The organism is Pelomonas parva (assembly GCF_043555835.1).
GTDB lineage: Bacteria > Pseudomonadota > Gammaproteobacteria > Burkholderiales > Burkholderiaceae_C > Pelomonas > Pelomonas parva.
In genome coordinates this window covers 198,512-214,544 of sequence record NZ_JBIGHV010000011.1, presented here as the reverse complement: position 1 = coordinate 214,544, position 16,033 = coordinate 198,512, and the positions used below count along the sequence as shown (strand labels likewise).

General features: G+C 68.6%; 14 protein-coding genes and 1 tRNA gene. 3 read left to right on the top strand and 12 right to left on the bottom strand.

Annotation, left to right across the window (positions count from 1 at the left end; all coding sequences use genetic code 11):
• Positions 1 to 13: 13 nt before the first annotated feature.
• The 8 genes from rseP to rpsB form a co-directional block, all read right to left on the bottom strand.
• Complete coding sequence (gene rseP, locus ACG00Y_RS25340; RefSeq protein WP_394483795.1) at positions 14 to 1,375, bottom strand: RIP metalloprotease RseP; 1,362 nt, start codon at positions 1,373 to 1,375, stop codon at positions 14 to 16.
• Positions 1,372 to 2,538 carry a 1-deoxy-D-xylulose-5-phosphate reductoisomerase gene (ispC, locus tag ACG00Y_RS25335; protein ID WP_394483793.1) on the bottom strand — a complete coding sequence of 389 codons (1,167 nt, stop codon included), beginning with the start codon at positions 2,536 to 2,538 and terminating at the stop codon, positions 1,372 to 1,374. Before ispC ends, rseP begins: the two co-directional genes overlap by 4 nt.
• Positions 2,535 to 3,371: a phosphatidate cytidylyltransferase gene (locus ACG00Y_RS25330; protein ID WP_394483791.1), complete on the bottom strand. Its 837-nt coding sequence runs from the start codon at positions 3,369 to 3,371 to the stop codon at positions 2,535 to 2,537. Before ACG00Y_RS25330 ends, ispC begins: the two co-directional genes overlap by 4 nt.
• Positions 3,372 to 3,380: 9 nt before the next feature.
• Positions 3,381 to 4,106, bottom strand: a complete 726-nt coding sequence (gene uppS, locus ACG00Y_RS25325; protein WP_394483863.1) for a polyprenyl diphosphate synthase — start codon at positions 4,104 to 4,106, stop codon at positions 3,381 to 3,383.
• Between the two features lie 23 nt (positions 4,107 to 4,129).
• On the bottom strand, positions 4,130 to 4,690 hold the full coding sequence (gene frr, locus ACG00Y_RS25320; RefSeq protein WP_394483789.1) for a ribosome recycling factor: 561 nt from the start codon (positions 4,688 to 4,690) through the stop codon (positions 4,130 to 4,132).
• A 74-nt stretch (positions 4,691 to 4,764) separates the two neighbouring features.
• Positions 4,765 to 5,475 carry a UMP kinase gene (pyrH, locus tag ACG00Y_RS25315; RefSeq protein ID WP_394483787.1) on the bottom strand — a complete coding sequence of 237 codons (711 nt, stop codon included), beginning with the start codon at positions 5,473 to 5,475 and terminating at the stop codon, positions 4,765 to 4,767.
• Positions 5,476 to 5,564: 89 nt separating this feature from the next.
• Entirely contained in the window at positions 5,565 to 6,458 is an 894-nt protein-coding gene (tsf, locus tag ACG00Y_RS25310; protein WP_394483785.1) for a translation elongation factor Ts, read from the bottom strand.
• 82 nt (positions 6,459 to 6,540) lie between these two features.
• Positions 6,541 to 7,287, bottom strand: coding sequence for a 30S ribosomal protein S2 (gene rpsB, locus ACG00Y_RS25305; RefSeq protein ID WP_394483783.1), 747 nt, complete (start codon positions 7,285 to 7,287; stop codon positions 6,541 to 6,543).
• Between the two features lie 319 nt (positions 7,288 to 7,606).
• Between rpsB and ACG00Y_RS25300 the strand changes: the two genes are divergently transcribed.
• Entirely contained in the window at positions 7,607 to 8,857 is a 1,251-nt protein-coding gene (locus ACG00Y_RS25300; RefSeq protein ID WP_394483781.1) for an NAD(P)/FAD-dependent oxidoreductase, read from the top strand.
• A gap of 10 nt (positions 8,858 to 8,867) precedes the next feature.
• Entirely contained in the window at positions 8,868 to 10,220 is a 1,353-nt protein-coding gene (locus ACG00Y_RS25295; protein ID WP_394483779.1) for an NAD(P)H-hydrate dehydratase, read from the top strand.
• 3 nt (positions 10,221 to 10,223) lie between these two features.
• On the opposite strand, the gene rnr is transcribed toward ACG00Y_RS25295, so the two are convergent.
• Complete coding sequence (gene rnr, locus ACG00Y_RS25290) at positions 10,224 to 12,548, bottom strand: ribonuclease R (protein ID WP_394483777.1); 2,325 nt, start codon at positions 12,546 to 12,548, stop codon at positions 10,224 to 10,226.
• A 67-nt stretch (positions 12,549 to 12,615) separates the two neighbouring features.
• On the opposite strand from rnr, the gene ACG00Y_RS25285 reads away from it, so the two are divergent.
• Positions 12,616 to 12,700, top strand: a tRNA-Leu gene (locus ACG00Y_RS25285).
• Positions 12,701 to 12,899: 199 nt separating this feature from the next.
• Here the strand turns inward: ACG00Y_RS25285 and ACG00Y_RS25280 are convergent.
• The 3 genes from ACG00Y_RS25280 to ACG00Y_RS25270 are packed head-to-tail and all read right to left on the bottom strand — an operon-like array spanning position 12,900 to position 15,994.
• A complete protein-coding gene (locus tag ACG00Y_RS25280) occupies positions 12,900 to 13,421 on the bottom strand; it encodes a phosphoribosyltransferase (protein WP_057296268.1) in 522 nt (173 codons plus the stop codon).
• Positions 13,422 to 13,450: 29 nt separating this feature from the next.
• The gene (locus tag ACG00Y_RS25275) at positions 13,451 to 14,785 is read right to left on the bottom strand and encodes an adenylosuccinate synthase (RefSeq protein WP_394483775.1); all 1,335 of its coding nucleotides are present in this window, start codon (positions 14,783 to 14,785) and stop codon (positions 13,451 to 13,453) included.
• A gap of 45 nt (positions 14,786 to 14,830) precedes the next feature.
• Positions 14,831 to 15,994: an ATP phosphoribosyltransferase regulatory subunit gene (locus tag ACG00Y_RS25270; RefSeq protein WP_394483773.1), complete on the bottom strand. Its 1,164-nt coding sequence runs from the start codon at positions 15,992 to 15,994 to the stop codon at positions 14,831 to 14,833.
• Positions 15,995 to 16,033: the final 39 nt, after the last annotated feature.

Genomic DNA, 16,033 nt, shown 5'->3' with positions numbered 1-16,033 from the left:
GAACGGGGGAGTGTCAGTGCCAACCCGCAAAGCGGGAGACGTCGTTGGAAAGGGCCAAGGCCATCATCAGCATCAGGATCAGCGCACCGGCGCGCTGCAATTGCCGCTGCCACCATTCAGAGACGGGGCGGCCGCTCAGACCCTCGAAAAGATGATACATGAGGTGCCCGCCATCAAGCATCGGCAGCGGCAGCAGGTTCAGCACCGCCAGGCTCAGCGAGATCTTGGCGAGGAACTCGAGGTAGGGCGTGAAGCCGGCCTTGGCCGACTGGCCGGCGTAGTCGGCGATGGTCAGCGGGCCGCTGAGGTTCTTGGGCGAGGCCTCGCCGGTGATGATCTTGCCGATGAGACGCACCGTCGTCACCGCCATGTCCCAGCTCTGCTCGACGCCACGCCACAGGCCGTCGATGGGGCCGTGGCTGACAAAGACCATCTCGGGCGGCGAGCCGACGCCGATCTGCAGGCGGGCGATGCGCTGGCCGGACTCCTCGACCAGGCGCGGCGTGGCGGCGACGTCCACGACCTGGCCGGCGCGCTCGACGCGCCAGGCCATCGTGCGCGGCTGATCGCCTTCGTGAGCGCGGCGGATGGCATCGCGCAGGAAGCTGGCATCGGGTACCGGCTGGCCGTCGATGGACAGCACGCGGTCGCCGGCCAGCAACCCGGCCGCAGCACCGGCACCGCCGGCCAGCACATCGCGGATCAGCGGCTCGGCCTTGGGCGAGAGCCCGATCTCGCTGAACAGCTGCACATTCGGCGCGCGGCCCGCGAGCGTTTCGGTGTCCAGCCGCAGGCTGCGCGCAGCACGGCCCTGGCCATCGCTGGCGGACAGGTAGACCGGCTCGCCCAGCGCCTGCGCACGCGTGACGGCCGACAGGAGGTCGGGCAGGGACTCGATGTCCTGCCACTGCTGGCCGTCGGCAGACACGGCCTGGACCCAGTCACCGGCGCGCAGGCCGGCGCGCTCGGCCAGCGAGCCGGCAGCGGGCGTACCAAGCACCGCCTTGGGCACCTCGCTGCCCAGCCAGGCCACGGCAGCAAACAGCAGCACGGCCAACACCCAGTTGGCCGCCGGCCCGGCCGCGACGATGGCCGAGCGCTGGCGCAGCGGGCGCTGGTTGAAGGCCTGCTCGCGCTCATGCGGCGCCACGGGACCGTCGCGCTCGTCCAGCATGCGCACATAGCCGCCCAGCGGCAGCGCACTCAACGTGAACTCCGTGCCGTCGCGGCCGACACGGCGCCACAGCACGCGGCCGAAGCCGATGGAGAAGCGCAGCACCTTGACGCCGCAGGCGCGGGCGACGCGGTAATGGCCCCACTCGTGGACCGCGATCAGCAGGGCCAGGGCGACGAGAAAGGCAATGAGGGTGGTCACAGCAGTTGGCGCGCGTGTTCGCGAGTGCGGGCGTCGAGGTCCAGCAGCGCCTCGATGCTGGCGCAGTCGCCCGGCTGAACGTCGGCCAAGCATTGCGAGTTGACCGCGTGGATGCGGTCGAAGCGCAGCCGGCCGGCCAGGAAGGCCTCGACAGCCACCTCGTTGGCCGCGTTCAGCACTGTCGTGCTGCCTTCGGCGCCGCGCAGCGCCTGCCACGACAGGTGCAGGCCGGGGAAGCGCACCGCATCGGCCTCCTCGAAGGTCAGGCTGGGCGTGGTCAGCAGGTCGAGCCGGCTGGCGCCCGAGGTGATGCGCTCGGGGAAGGACAGGCCATAGGCGATGGGCACGCGCATGTCGGGCGTGCCGAGCTGGGCCAGCACGGACTGGTCGCGGCAGACCACCATCGAATGGATGATGCTCTGCGGGTGGATGACCACCTTGATCTGCTCCGGCGTCAGGTTGAACAGCCAGCGGGCCTCGATGACCTCCAGCGCCTTGTTCATCATCGTCGCCGAGTCGACGGAGATCTTGCGGCCCATGACCCAGTTCGGATGGGCGCAGGCCTGGTCGGGCGTCACATCGGCCAGCGTGGCCGGGTCGCGGCTGCGGAAGGGTCCGCCGGACGCCGTCAGCACGATGTGATCGATGCGCTGGTGCCAGGTCTTGCGGTCCTCGGGCAGGCACTGGAAGATGGCCGAGTGCTCGCTGTCGATGGGCAGCAGCGTCGCGCCGCCCTGCTCCACCGCCTGCATAAAAAGCGCGCCGCCGACGACGATGGCCTCCTTGTTGGCCAGCAGCAGGCGCTTGCCGGAGCGGGCGGCGGCGATGGCCGGCGCCAGGCCGGCGGCGCCGACGATGGCCGCCATGACGGTGTCGACATCCGGGTGGGCCGCGATGTCGACCAGTTTCTCGGCGCCGTCCAGCACCTCGGTGCGGCTGCCGGCTTCGCGCAGCCGCTCACGCAGCCGGGCGGCGGCATCGCGCTCGGGCATGACGGCGAAGCGCGGCTGCCAGGTCAGGCACTGGGCCAGCAGTTCGTCGACACGGCTCATCGCGCTCAAAGCGAAGACTTCGTAGCGCTCGGGGTGCCGGGCCAGCACGTCCAGCGTGTTGACGCCGATGGAGCCGGTCGAGCCGAGGACGCAGACGCGTTGGCGGGTCATAGGGAGATCAAGGCAAGCGCGAGCGGAAACACGGGCAGCAGCGCGTCGATGCGGTCCAGCACGCCACCATGGCCAGGCAACAGACCGCTGCTGTCCTTGGCGCCGGCGGCACGCTTGACGAGGGATTCGAACAAGTCGCCGACGACGCTCATCGCGGCCAGAAACACCAGGGCCAGCAGCGAGACGATGCCGTGGCGCTGCACCAGCAGCGTGAAGAGGCTGGGCGAGTCGACGGCAACCCGCACGTCGATGACGTGGACCCAGACGAAGCCGAGCACGATGACGCCGACGAGGCCACCCCAGACGCCTTCCCAGCTCTTGCCCGGGCTGATGGCTGGCGCAAGCTTGCGTTTACCGAGGGCGCGGCCGCAGAAGTAGGCGGCGATGTCGGCCATCCACACCAGGCAGAAGACGGACAGGATGAAGTTGATGCCATGCACCTTGGCCTGCACGATGGCCAGCCACGCGCCCCAAAGCAACAGCGCGCCCAGCGCGAGCCGGCCGCCACGGACGACGTGGGGCCAGCCCGTCGGCCCGGCGCGCAGCGCGTAGGCGCCGCCCAGCACCCAGACGCCGGTGGCCAGCCACCAGATCCAGGGCGGCGGCGTATCCAGGCCGCCGATCAGCAGCGTCCACACGCAGGCCAGCGCCAGCGCCACGCCGGCCGCGATGGCGCCGGTGCCGGGCAGGCCGTTGAGCCGCGCCCATTCCCAGCCCGCCGCGCCAATCATCAACACACTGACCCAGGCGAAAGGCCAGGGCGAAGCCTGGAACAGCACCGGCAGCAGGATGGCCAGCAGCACGACGGCAGTGATGACGCGGGTCTTCAGCATGAGGTGGGCCTAGGCCGCGGCAGACGCTTCCTTGACGCCGCCGAAGCGGCGGTCGCGTTCGTGGAAGACGGCGATCGCCGCATCCAGTTCACGGGCACCGAACTCGGGCCACAAGCAGTCCGAGAACACGAATTCCGTGTAGGCCGCCTGCCAGAGCAGGAAATTGCTGATGCGCACTTCGCCGCCGGTGCGGATGAAGAGGTCCGGGTCGGGCGCATGCGCCAAGGCCATGAACTCCGACAGCCGGGCTTCGGTCAGCTCGTGCGCCGGCACACCGGCCTCGACCGCCTTGCGGCAGGCCTGCACGATGTCCCAGCGGCCGCCGTAGTTGAAAGCGACGTTCAGCGTCAGCCGGCTGTTGTGGGCCGTGGCGGCTTCGGCGTCGCTCCAGGCGGTGCGCAGCTTCTCGGAGATGGTGTCGCGATCGCCGATGACGCGCACGCGCACGCCCATGCCGCCGATCTTGGCGAGGTAGCGCGACATGGCAGCCAGCACCAGGCCCATCAGACCGGAGACCTCGTCGCTCGGCCGCTTCCAGTTCTCGCTGGAGAAGGCGAAGACCGTCAGGTGCTCGATGTCGCGATCGATGCAGGCCTGGATGACCTTGACGACCGCCTCCACGCCCGCCTTGTGGCCGAAGAAGCGCGGCAGGAAGCGCTTCTTGGCCCAGCGGCCGTTGCCGTCCATGACGATGGCGACATGGCGCGGCGGCGCCGGGCGGTCTTTCGCCACGATTGCGGGCGTGCTCAAGACGGCGTTCAAACCGCCAGGATCTCGGCTTCCTTGCCCGAGATCAGCTTGTCGATCTCGGCGATCACGCGATCGGTCAGCTTCTGCACTTCGTCGAGGCTGCGACGCTCGTCGTCCTCGCCGATTTCCTTGTCCTTCAGCAGCTTCTTGGCCTGCTCGTTGGCGTCGCGGCGCAGGTTGCGCACGGCGATCTTGGCGTCTTCGCCGGCATTGCGCACGACCTTGGTCAGGTCGCGGCGGCGCTCTTCGGTCAGCGGCGGCATCGGCACGCGGATCAGGTCGCCCTGGGTGGCTGGGTTCAGGCCCAGGTCGCTCTCGCGGATGGCCTTCTCGATCTTGGCGCCCAAGCCCTTTTCCCAGGGCTGGACGGAGATGGTGCGGGCGTCCAGCAGGCTGACGTTGGCGACCTGAGAGATGGGCACCATGGAGCCGTAGTAGTCGACGCTGACCTGGTCCAGGATGCCAGGATGGGCGCGGCCGGTGCGGATCTTGTGCAGGTCGTTCTTCAGCGACTCGATCGACTTGGCCATCTTGGCCTCTGCGTTCTTCTTGATGTCGGCAATGCTCATGATCGATACCTATGAATTTGCGGGACAGACCGCCCGAGCGTCAGCGAGTAGCTCTGCCCCCAACTGACTAAGTCTCAGACGTGGACCAGCGTGCCCTCGTCTTCCCCCTGCACGACACGCTTGAGCGCGCCGGTCTTGAAGATGCTGAACACCTTGATCGGCAGCTTCTGGTCGCGGCACAGCGCGAAAGCGGCGCCGTCCATGACCTGCAGGTTCTTCGAGATGGCCTCGTCGAAGGTGATGCTGGTGTAGCGCGTCGCGCTCGGGTCCTTCTTGGGGTCGGCCGTGTAGACGCCGTCGACCTTGGTGGCCTTCAGCACGATCTCGGCGCCGATCTCCGCCCCGCGCAGCGCAGCCGCCGTGTCGGTCGTGAAGAAGGGGTTGCCGGTACCGGCGGCGAAGACGACGACCTTGCCCTCTTCGAGGTATTGCAGCGCCTTGGGGCGCACATAGGGCTCGACGACCTGCTCGATGGCGATGGCCGACATCACGCGGGCGATCATGCCTTCCTGGCGCATCGTGTCGGCCAGGGCCAGCGAGTTCATGACCGTGGCCAGCATGCCCATGTAGTCGGCCGTCGCGCGGTCCATGCCGACCGAGCCGCCGGCCACGCCGCGGAAGATGTTGCCGCCGCCGATGACGACGGCGACTTCCACACCCATCTGCGTGATCTCGCGGACTTCCTGGACCATGCGCACGATGGTCGCGCGGTTGATGCCGTAGGCGTCGTCACCCATCAGGGCTTCGCCGGAGAGTTTGAGCAGAATGCGTTTGTACGCGGGCATGGTGTCCTCTGGAATTCTGGAATGGGGCTGGCAGTGGCCCGGAAGTTTAAAGGGCGCCAACTTGGCGCCCTTTCATTTTCCTAGGGTCTTTACTGACCCTTGGCCGCCGCCACCTGCGCGGCCACTTCGGCGGCGAAGTCGTCGACCTTCTTCTCGATGCCTTCACCGACGACGTAGAGCGTGAAGCCCTTGACCGTCGTGTTGGCGGCCTTCAGGTGGGCGCCCACGGTCTGCTTGCCGTCGGCGGCCTTCACGAAGACCTGGTCCAGCAGCGAGACTTCCTTCAGGAACTTCTGCACCGAGCCTTCGACCATCTTGGCGATGATGTCGGCGGGCTTGCCGGATTCGGCGGCCTTCTCGGTGGCGATGCGGCGCTCCTTCTCGACCAGCTCGGCCGACACGTCGGCGCTGGACAGCGCGGCCGGCTTCATCGCGGCGATGTGCATGGCCACGTCCTTGGCGGCGACCTCGTCACCTTCGAACTCGACGACCACGCCGATGCGGGTGCCGTGCAGGTAGGTGGCCAGCTTGCTGCCGGTGTAGCGCTGGAAGCGGCGGATGGACATGTTCTCGCCGATCTTGCCGATCAAGCCCTTGCGCACGTCTTCCACCGTCGGGCCGAAGCCTTCCTGCGACAGCGGCAGGGCCGACAGCGCAGCCACATCGGCGGGGTTCTGTTCGGCCACCAGGCCGGCCAGCGCGCCGACGAAGGCCAGGAAGGCATCGTTCTTCGAGACGAAGTCGGTCTCGCAGTTCACTTCGATCAGCGCGCCGTTGCCGCCGACCACGGCGGAGGCGACGATGCCTTCGGCGGTGATGCGCGAGGCGGCCTTGCCGGCCTTGTTGCCGAGCTTGACGCGCAGGATCTCTTCAGCGCGGCCCAGGTCGCCGTCGGCCTCAGTCAGTGCCTTCTTGCACTCCATCATCGGGGCGTCGGTGCGGGCACGCAGTTCGCCCACCATGCTTGCGGTGATTGCAGCCATTTCTATCTCCAGATTTCGGTTGGCCAAATTCAGTTGGCAAAAGGGGCCTCGCGGCCCCTTTCAGATGCAGCGTCGGAAGGGCTTACGCCTCTTCGGAAACCTCGACGAACTCGTCGCCGGCAGGGGCAACCGCAGCCAGCACTTCGTTCGTGGCGTTGGCCTTGCCTTCCAGCACGGCGTCAGCGATGGCGCGGGCGTACAGCGCCACGGCCTTGGCCGAGTCGTCGTTGCCGGGGATGACGTAGTCGATGCCGATCGGCGAGTGGTTCGTGTCGACGATGCCGATGACGGGGATGCCGAGCTTCTTGGCTTCGGCGACGGCAATCTTGTGATAGCCGACGTCGATGACGAAGATGGCGTCGGGCAGCGCGCTCATGTCCTGGATGCCGCCGATGTTCTTTTCCAGCTTGGCGATGTCTCGCTGGAACATCAGCGCTTCCTTCTTGATCGCGGGCTGGGTGCCGGCATCGACCTGGGCTTGCATGTCCTTCAGGTTCTTCAGCGAAGCCTTGACGGTCTTGAAGTTGGTCATCATGCCGCCGAGCCAACGGGCATCGACATAGGGCATGCCGGCGCGCTGGGCTTCCGAGGCGATCACTTCACGGGCCTGGCGCTTGGTGCCGACCATCAGGATGGTGCCGCGCTTGGCAGCCAGCTGGCGCACGAACTTCAACGCATCGTTGAACGCGGGCAGCGTCTTCTCGAGGTTGATGATGTGGATCTTGTTGCGATGGCCGTAGATATACGGGGCCATCTTGGGGTTCCAGAAGCGGGTTTGGTGGCCGAAATGGACGCCGGCTTCCAGCATCTCGCGCATCGTGACAGACATGGGTCTTACTCCGAAGGTTGTGTCTAAAATCCGGCCCGAATTGCGTTGCAGCACCTGGATACAGCGATTTCAGCTGAACCCCGAGAGCCGCAGACCACAACACCTTTGTGGGCCGGTTTGCGATTTGTTGCGACGAGTGGCGCTGAATTCCTCAGCCACACACCCCTCACAACCGTCTTGCCAAGGTCTCGCAGCGCTTGCACGCGCTTGCCGCCTCCGGCAAAACCCGCAGAGTATACACAAGCATGGCCTTTTTCAGCCGAAGCCGCTTTGCAGCGGCCGCGAGCCAGCCCGCCAGCGCGCGCCATCGGGTGCGCGCTTGAGCCGCCGCGTCGCGGTGGTGGGCGCCGGCCTGGCCGGCGTTACGACGGCCTACGAACTGGCCGTCTCAGGCTGGCAGGTCCAGGTCTTTGAGCGCGGCGGCAGCGTGGCCGAGCAGGCCAGCTTCGCGAGCAGCGCACTGCTGTCGCCCTTCCTGCCCGATGTCGACGACGCTGCGGCGCCGGCGCCGCTGGCCTGGCGCTGGCGCCGCTGGCGCGCCGGCCGCCGCGGTGGAGCCGCGCCCTCGACGCTGGCGGCGCTGAGCCTGCTCGGCCTGGCCCGCACGGACGAGTTGCGGCGCAGCCTCGGGCTGGACGACGAGGCTGCGGACGGCCTCCTCGTCGCCCTCGTTGACGCCAAGCGCGTCGCGGCGGCGCAGGCCCGGCTCGACAGCTGGCGGGCGATGGGCCTGGCGATCGATCTGCTCGAACCCGAACAAGTGCGCCGCCGCGAGCCGGGCCTGAACGCCGACGCACCGCTGGTCGGCGCCCTGGCCTTCGCGAGCGGCGGCGCCGGCAATGCCCGCCTCTTCGCCCAGCAACTGCGCCAGCAAGCCCAGCAGCTGGGCGCTGCGTTTCGCTTTCACACGACGGTGCGCGCCATCACCACCGACGGTGCAGGCCTGACGCTGCGCCACGAGCACACGCCGCCGCTGGAAGCGCCGACACGCGGCGCCGAGCGAGACGCGGGCGACACGCTGCCGCAAATGCCCGGCCCGCAGGACGAACGTTTCGACGCCGTGGTGCTCTGCAACGGTCTCGATGCGCCGGCCTTGCTCGGCCGGCGCCTGCCGCTGGTGGCCCAGCACGAAGCCTCGGTCACCGCGCCGCTGCGCCTGCTCGAAGCCCATCCCGACCTCGGCCCCAAGGCCGCCTGGGTCGACCCCTCGCGTGGCCTCACCGTCACGCGCATCGGTCAGCGCGTTCGCGTGACCGGGGGCACCGTGGTGACCGGCCGCCAGGCCAGTCACACACCGGACTTTGAGGCCCTGCACCGCGGCCTGCAGCACTGGTTCCCCGGCTCGGTGCTGCACCACCAGGTGCAACACGGCCAGAGCCGGCGCGCGCTGGTGGCCGACGGCCTGCCGCTGCTCGGCGCCAGCGGCCGAGCGGGCCTGTGGCTCAACCTGTCGCCGGGCGGCCATGGCTGGGGCCTGGCCTGCGGTGCGGCTCAAGTGCTGGCGCAGCACATCACGGGGCAGACCCCGGCGCTCGACATCGGCCCGCTGGGCCCGCAGCGCCTGGCCTAAGCTCGCGGGCATGCGCCTGCTGCTGCCCACGACCACCACCCTGCCCCTGTTCGACGTCGCCGCCAGTCGGCGCATCGAGGCGCGCGCGCTGGCTCATTCGCCGGACCTGATGGAACGGGCCGGGCTGGCGGTGGCCAAGCTCGCGCTGGCGCTGCGGCGCGGTGCAGGGCCGGTCTGGGTGGTCTGCGGGCCGGGCAACAACGGCGGCGATGGCCACGTCGCCGCGCGGCGGCTGAGGGAGGTCGGCGTGGACGTGCACGTCGGCCACGAAGCCCCGCAGCACCCTGCCCTCGTCATCGACGCGTTGCTGGGCCTGGGGCTCAACCGCGCGCCATCGGCCGAGCTGTGCGTCACCATGGCCGCGATGCAGACCTGTGGCGCGCCCATCCTCGCCGTCGACCTCCCCAGCGGCCTGCTCGGTGACACCGGCCAGGCCGCCGGAGAACGCGCCGTGCGCGCCGACCACACATTGACGCTGCTCACGCTCAAGCCCGGCCTCTTCACCGGCGAGGGCCGCGCGCATACCGGGCGGATCTGGTTCGACGACCTGGGCATCGCAGCCGATGACGAACCGACGGCCGAGCTGCTCGGCCCCGCCGCGCGCCTGGAGCGCAGCGCCACCAGCCACAAAGGCAGCCACGGCCAGGTGCTCGTCGTCGGCGGCGCGCCCGGCATGCAGGGCGCGGCCCGGCTGGCGGCGCGGGCGGCCCTGGCCTGCGGCGCAGGGCGGGTCTATGTGGACCTGCTCGGCCTTTCGGGCGATGAGGGCGCCGACGCCGGCCGGCCCGAGTTGATGCGCGGCAGCTTGGCGGAGCTGCCCCAGGCCGTGGGTGTGATCGGCTGCGGCGCGGGGCCGGCCATGGCCGCGGCGCTGCCCGGATTGCTGCGCGAGCTGCCGCGCATCGTCATCGATGCCGACGCGCTGAATGCCATCGCGGCTGAACCCGCCCTGCAGGACCTGCTGCGCGCCCGACCCGTCGGCACCACGCTGCTAACGCCCCATCCGCTCGAAGCCGCGCGCCTGCTCGGCCGCGACACCGCCAGCATCCAGGCCGACCGCCTCGCCGCCGGGAGCGACCTGGCCCAGCGCCTCAACTGCACCGTCGTCCTGAAAGGTTCAGGCAGCGTCATTGCCACACCGGGCGAGCGGCCGGCCATCTGCGCCAGCGGCGGGCCAGCGCTGGCCACGGCCGGCAGCGGCGATGTGCTGGCCGGCTGGCTGGGCGGCCTGTGGGCGCAGCAGCCGCAAGCCGGCGCGCACGCCATCGCCTGCGCCGGCGTGGACGCTCACGGGCGGGCCGGCGAAGTGGCCGGCGCGCTGCGCGCCGGCGATCTCATCGAACACCTGGCCGCACAAGCCTGAGGCCTACCGGCGCTTGCGCGTCGGTGGCTTGGGCGCCGTCTTCTTGGCAGCCCGGCTGGACGCCCGCTTGGCCGCCTGCTGCGCCGCCTTGACCGGGTGCAGCGACGCGATGACGGCCTTGCGGCTCTGCTTCACGTCGCGGTCGGTCTGCTGCACCTCATCGAGCGCCTCGACGGCGGTCTTGGGTGCGCGCTTCTTGGCGGGCGCCCTTCCCGAAGGCTTGCCTTGAGGCTTGCCGGCCGCACCACGGCCGGCGGGCCGGCCCTCGTCCGATTCCCGGACCAGGCGGAAGTCGATGCGGCGGCCATCCAGGTCGACACGGCTGACCTGCACCTGCACGCGTGCGCCGGTGGCGTAGCGGATGCCGGTGCGTTCGCCGCGCAGTTCCTGGCGCACGTCGTCGAACTTGAAATACTCGCCACCCAGCTCGGTGATGTGCACCAGGCCCTCGACGTAGAGCGCGTCCAGTTGCACGAACAGGCCGAACGATGTGACGGCGCTGACGGTGCCGGCGAACTCCTCGCCCAGGCGGTCGCGCATGTAGCGGCACTTCAGCCAGGCTTCGACGTCGCGGCTGGCCTCGTCGGCACGGCGTTCGTTGGCGCTGCAATGGGCGCCGACAACCTCCCAGCGTTCGGCCTCGTTGCGCGCGTCCGCCGGGTTGGGCGGTGCCGCGCGGCCCGGGCGCTTGGGCGCCTGAGGCACGTTCATCTTGGCTGGGTCCAGCGTGTACTTCTTGCTGCCCAGCAAGGCCTTGATCACGCGGTGGACCAGCAGGTCGGGGTAGCGCCGGATCGGGCTCGTGAAGTGCGTGTAGGCCGGATAGGCCAGGCCGAAGTGGCCGGAGTTGGTGCCGGTGTAGATGGCCTGCTGCATGGAGCGCAGCAGCATGGTGTGGATCTGCTGCGCGTCGGGGCGCTCCTTGGTCGCCTGGGCAATCTGCTGGAACTCGCGCGGCGTCGGATCGTCGGAGACACCCATGCCGATGCCGAGCGAGCGCAGGTAGTTCTGCAGCGTCGTGCGCTTCTCGGGCGTCGGGCCTTCGTGCACGCGGAACAGCGCGTGATGCTTGTTCGCCTGGATGAAGTCCGCCGAGCAGGTGTTGGCGGCCAACATGGCCTCCTCGATCAGCCGGTGCGCGTCGTTGCGGGTGCGCGGGATGATCTTCTCGATGCGGCCGTTGTCGTCGCAGACGATCTGCGTCTCGGTGGTTTCGAAGTCGATGGCGCCGCGCCGGCCCCGCTCGGCCAGCAAGGCGCGGTAGACCTCGTGCAGATGCAGCAGATGCGGCACCAACTCCCGCCGCTTGGCGGCTTCGGGGCCGTGCGTGTTGGCCAGGATGGCGGCGACCTCGGTGTAGGTGAAGCGCGCGTGCGAGCTGATGACGGCCGGGTAGAACTGGTAAGCGCTGACGGTACCGTCGCTGGACACCACCATGTCGCAGACCATGCTGAGCCGGTCTTCGTATGGGTTCAGCGAGCACAGGCCGTTGGAGAGCTTCTCCGGCAGCATCGGGATGACGCGGCGAGGGAAGTAGACCGACGTGGCGCGCTCGTAGGCGTCGCCGTCCAGCGCCTCGCCGGGCTTCACGTAGTGCGACACGTCGGCGATGGCCACCAGCAGTCGCCAGCCCTCGACGGCCTTCTTGCCGCGCCCCTGCTTGAAGGGCTCGCAGTAGACGGCGTCGTCGAAGTCGCGCGCGTCCTCGCCGTCGATGGTGACCAGGGGCACGTCGCGCAGGTCGATGCGACCCTTCAGGTCGGCCGCGCGCATCTTCTCGGGCAGCTTGGCGGACTGCGCCAACGTCTCCGGGCTGAAGCGGTGCGGCACGTCGTACTTGCGCACGGCGATCTCGATCTCCATGCCGGGGTCGTCGATCTCGCCCAATACCTCGACGACGCGGCCGACGGGCTTGGAGTACAGCGATGGCGGCTCGGTCAACTCGACGGCGACGACCTGACCGGCGGTCGCATTGGCAATGCCGTTCTTGGGGATCAAGATGTCCTGGCCCATGCGCCGGTCTTCGGGTGCGACGAGCCAGATGCCCGACTCCAGCAGCAGGCGGCCGATCAGCGGCCGCTTCTTGCGCTCGAGGATCTCCAGCACCTTGCCCTCGGGCCGGCCGCGCTTGTCGAGGCGGACGACCTTCACGCGCAGGCGGTCGCCGTGCATGACGGCGTGCGTCTCCTGGGACGACAGGTAGACATCGGCCGAGCCGTCGTCGGGGATCAGGAAACCATGTCCGTCCCGATGGCCTTGCAGCGTGCCTTCGACCTCGGCGAGCAGGCCCGCGCCATCGCCCGTAGGCGAACTATTCGTGTTCTTCAAGTTTTTGATGATAAGATCCTTGCTTTCCTGAAACGGCCCATGGCTTCGGATGAAGTCTTGAGCACTTGCCCAGGTGGCGGAATTGGTAGACGCACTAGTTTCAGGTACTAGCGGGTAACTCCGTGGAGGTTCGAGTCCTCTCCTGGGCACCAAACAGAAAAGGCCAGCACGAAAGTGCTGGCCTTTGTCGTTTGGGGCTCAGGAAGCGATGTCCAGTGGACATCGCGGGAGGACGAGAAGGGCTTGGCGCTGCGCTCCAAGCCGGGGTCGCGCTTGCGTGACCGAGTCCCCGCCGATGCGCCCTCGATGGGCGCCTCGGCGAGTCTTGCCTGACACCCATCTTCAGTCGATTCAAACCGCGAACTTCTTCGCCAGCAGCTCCGGCCCCATGCCGTCGTACTCCTCGAACGGCTGATGGATCCACGGCGAGGTCTCCAGCATCTCGCAGTAGTAGTCCGGCGTGTAGGCCGAGACCTTCTTCGTCCAGATGACCGCCGAACGCAGCTCGGTGATGGACGGCATGCCACGCAGGCGCTCCACCACAGCCTTCAGCGTGACGCCCGAGTCGGCCAGGTCGTCCACCAGCAGCACGCGGCCGGCCAGTTCGCCCTTGGGCATGGTGATGTACTTGGCCATATCCAGGCGGCCCTGGATGGTGCCGGCCTCGGCGCGGTAGGAACTGGTGGACATGATGCCCAGCGGCTTGTCGAAGACGCGCGACAGCACGTCACCCGGGCGCATGCCGCCGCGGGCCAGGCAGAGGATCTGGTCAAACTGCCAGCCCGAGGCGTGCACCTTGAGCGCCAGCCGCTCGGTGAGCAGGTGGTACTCGTCCCAGGACACGTAGAGGTGTTTGCCGTCGTCGGTCAGCATGGTGGTTGCTTCTCCGTGGTGTGAAAGGGTCAGGCGGAATACGGGTGACGCAACACGATGGTGTGCTCGCGGTCGGGGCCGGTGGACACCATGTGGATGGGCGTGCCGATGACCTCCTCGACGCGCTTCAGATAGCTGCGCGCATTGGCCGGCAGCGCGTCCCAGGACGTGGCGCCGAAGGTGACCTCGGTCCAGCCCGGGAAGGTCTCGAACACCGGCGTGCAGGCTTCGATCTCGTCCGCATCCAGCGGCAGGATGTCGAGCCGACGGCCGTCCAGCTCATAGCCCACGCACATCTTGATCTCGGCCAGGCCGTCCAGCACGTCCAGCTTGGTCAGGCACAGGCCGCTGATGCCGTTGATGATCATCGAACGCTTCAGCGCCGCAGCGTCCAGCCAGCCGCAGCGTCGGGCACGGCCGGTGACGGTGCCGCGTTCCTGACCGACGGTGGACAGGTGGTAGCCGACGGTGCCCGGCACTTCCCAGTCCAGCTCGGTCGGGAAGGGGCCGGAGCCGACGCGCGTCGTGTAGGCCTTGGTGATGCCCAGCATGTAGTGCAGCATCTGTGGGCCCACGCCGGCACCGGCAGCGGCGTTGCCGGCCACGCAGTTGCTGGACGTGACGTAGGGATAGGTGCCGTGGTCGATGTCGAGCAGCGTGCCCTGCGCGCCCTCGAAGAGGATGTTGGCGCCGGCCTGGTGGGCCTTGTGGATCAGGTAGCCGACGTCGGCCAGCATGGGCTTGATCTGTTCGGCCATCTTCATGGCTTGCTCGAAGATGGGCTCGAAGGCCAGCTCCTCACCCTTCAGATAGCCGCGCAGCGCGAAGTTGTGCAGCTCCAGCAGCTCGCGCAGCTTCTTGGCGAAGCGCTCGGGGTGTTTCAGGTCCTGGGCGCGGAGCGCGCGGCGGGCGACCTTGTCTTCATAGGCCGGACCGATCCCCTTGCCGGTGGTGCCGATCTTGCCGCTGCCGCTGGTCTCGCGCAGCTGTTCGCGCGCCTTGTCCACGGCCACATGGAAGGGCAGGATCAGCGGGCAGGACTCGCTGATGAAGAGGCGCGAGCGCACCTCCACTCCAGCCTTCTCCAGGCGCTCGATCTCGGACAGCAGGTGGGTCGGGTCCAACACCACGCCGTTGCCGATGTAGCAGGCCACCCCGTCGCGCATGATGCCGCTGGGGATGAGCTGCAGAGCCGTCTTGACACCCTTGATGACCAGTGTGTGACCGGCGTTGTGGCCGCCCTGGAAGCGCACCACGCCCTGAGCATGGTCCGTCATCCAGTCGACGAGCTTGCCCTTGCCCTCGTCACCCCACTGGGTGCCGACGACGACCACATTGCGTCCACGCGCGGTTTGGCTTTGCATCTTTTTTGCCTGCTTACTTGAGATTGGAGAAGGTGCCCGCCGCGCTCAGAGCGCCCGGACGACCCAGTCAGCGTGCTCGCGAACCAGTTCGCGGTCACAGTCGAATTCATCGGCCTCTTGCTCGTGCCCGGGCAGCACGCAAACCACCGTCTCGCCCTGCTCGCGCAGGCGCCGCACGGCCTGGCGCAGCGAGGCGTCCTCGCCCCAGGGGGCGCGCACCGCAGCGCGCAACGGTGTGGCGGGCGCCAGCGTCACCAGCGTCTTCAGGTCCAGGCTGAAGCCCACCGCCGGCCGGCGACGACCAAACGCGGCGCCGACCTCGTCGTAGCGACCGCCGCGCAGCACGGCGTCGGAGCAGCCCGACGCATACGCCGCGAAGCGGATGCCGGTGTAGTAGGCATAGCCCTGCAGGTCGGCCAGGTCGAAGCCCAGGCTGACCTCGGGGTGGACGGTGGCCAGATGACCGGCCAGCCAGTCCAGGTCGGCCAGGGCGGCCTTGACGAGGGGGTGGTCGGGCAGGCGACGCGCGGCCTCGGCCAGCACTTCACGGCCGCCGAACAGGCTGGGCAGGGCCAGCAGTGCGTCGCGCGTGACGGCCGGCATGCCGGCGCTCAGCGCGGACAGTGCGGAAAGATCCTTGGCGGCCAGCGCCGCAGTCAGCGCTTCGAGCGCCTCGGGCGCGAGCTTGACGCCGTCGAGCACGCCTTGCAGCAGGCGCGCGTCGCCCAGGTCCAGCATGACGCGGCTGAGGCCGGCGCGGCGCAGCGCATCCAGAGCCAGTTCGTGCACTTCCAAGTCGGCTTCAAGGCCGGCGTGACCGTAGATCTCGACGCCGAACTGCAGCGGCTCACGGCTGGTGTTCAGGCCGTCCGGCCTCGTGTGCGCCACCGGGCCGCAGTAGCACAGGCGGGTCACGCCCTGGCGGTTCAACAGGTGAGCATCGATGCGGGCGACCTGCGGGGTCGTGTCGGCGCGCACGCCCAGCGAGCGGCCGGAGAGCTGGTCGACCAGTTTGAAGAGCTTGATGTCGGAGCCGCTGCCCGTGCCGGACAGCAGCGAATCGAGGTGCTCCAACAGCGGTGGGATGACCAGCTCGCAGCCATAGCTGCGTGCCATGTCGAGCAGTTCTCTACGCAGCTCTTCGATGCGGCGCGCCTGCGAAGGCAGGACATCGGCGATGTGCTCGGGCAGCAGCCAAGCAGAGGACATGGGCGAAGGCAGGCGGTTAAAAACGGCATTCTACCGGCG

Bases quoted from the DNA above. Each gene is read 5' to 3' on its own strand.
- ispC (WP_394483793.1), bottom strand. From the start codon at position 2,538: ATGACCCGCCAACGCGTCTGCGTCCTCGGCTCGACCGGCTCCATCGGC.
- ACG00Y_RS25330 (WP_394483791.1), bottom strand. From the start codon at position 3,371: ATGCTGAAGACCCGCGTCATCACTGCCGTCGTGCTGCTGGCCATCCTG.
- frr (WP_394483789.1), bottom strand. From the start codon at position 4,690: ATGAGCATTGCCGACATCAAGAAGAACGCAGAGGCCAAGATGGCCAAG.
- pyrH (WP_394483787.1), bottom strand. From the start codon at position 5,475: ATGCCCGCGTACAAACGCATTCTGCTCAAACTCTCCGGCGAAGCCCTG.
- tsf (WP_394483785.1), bottom strand. From the start codon at position 6,458: ATGGCTGCAATCACCGCAAGCATGGTGGGCGAACTGCGTGCCCGCACC.
- rpsB (WP_394483783.1), bottom strand. From the start codon at position 7,287: ATGTCTGTCACGATGCGCGAGATGCTGGAAGCCGGCGTCCATTTCGGC.
- ACG00Y_RS25295 (WP_394483779.1), top strand. From the start codon at position 8,868: ATGCGCCTGCTGCTGCCCACGACCACCACCCTGCCCCTGTTCGACGTC.
- ACG00Y_RS25280 (WP_057296268.1), bottom strand. From the start codon at position 13,421: ATGCTGACCGACGACGGCAAACACCTCTACGTGTCCTGGGACGAGTAC.
- ACG00Y_RS25275 (WP_394483775.1), bottom strand. From the start codon at position 14,785: ATGCAAAGCCAAACCGCGCGTGGACGCAATGTGGTCGTCGTCGGCACC.
- ACG00Y_RS25270 (WP_394483773.1), bottom strand. From the start codon at position 15,994: ATGTCCTCTGCTTGGCTGCTGCCCGAGCACATCGCCGATGTCCTGCCT.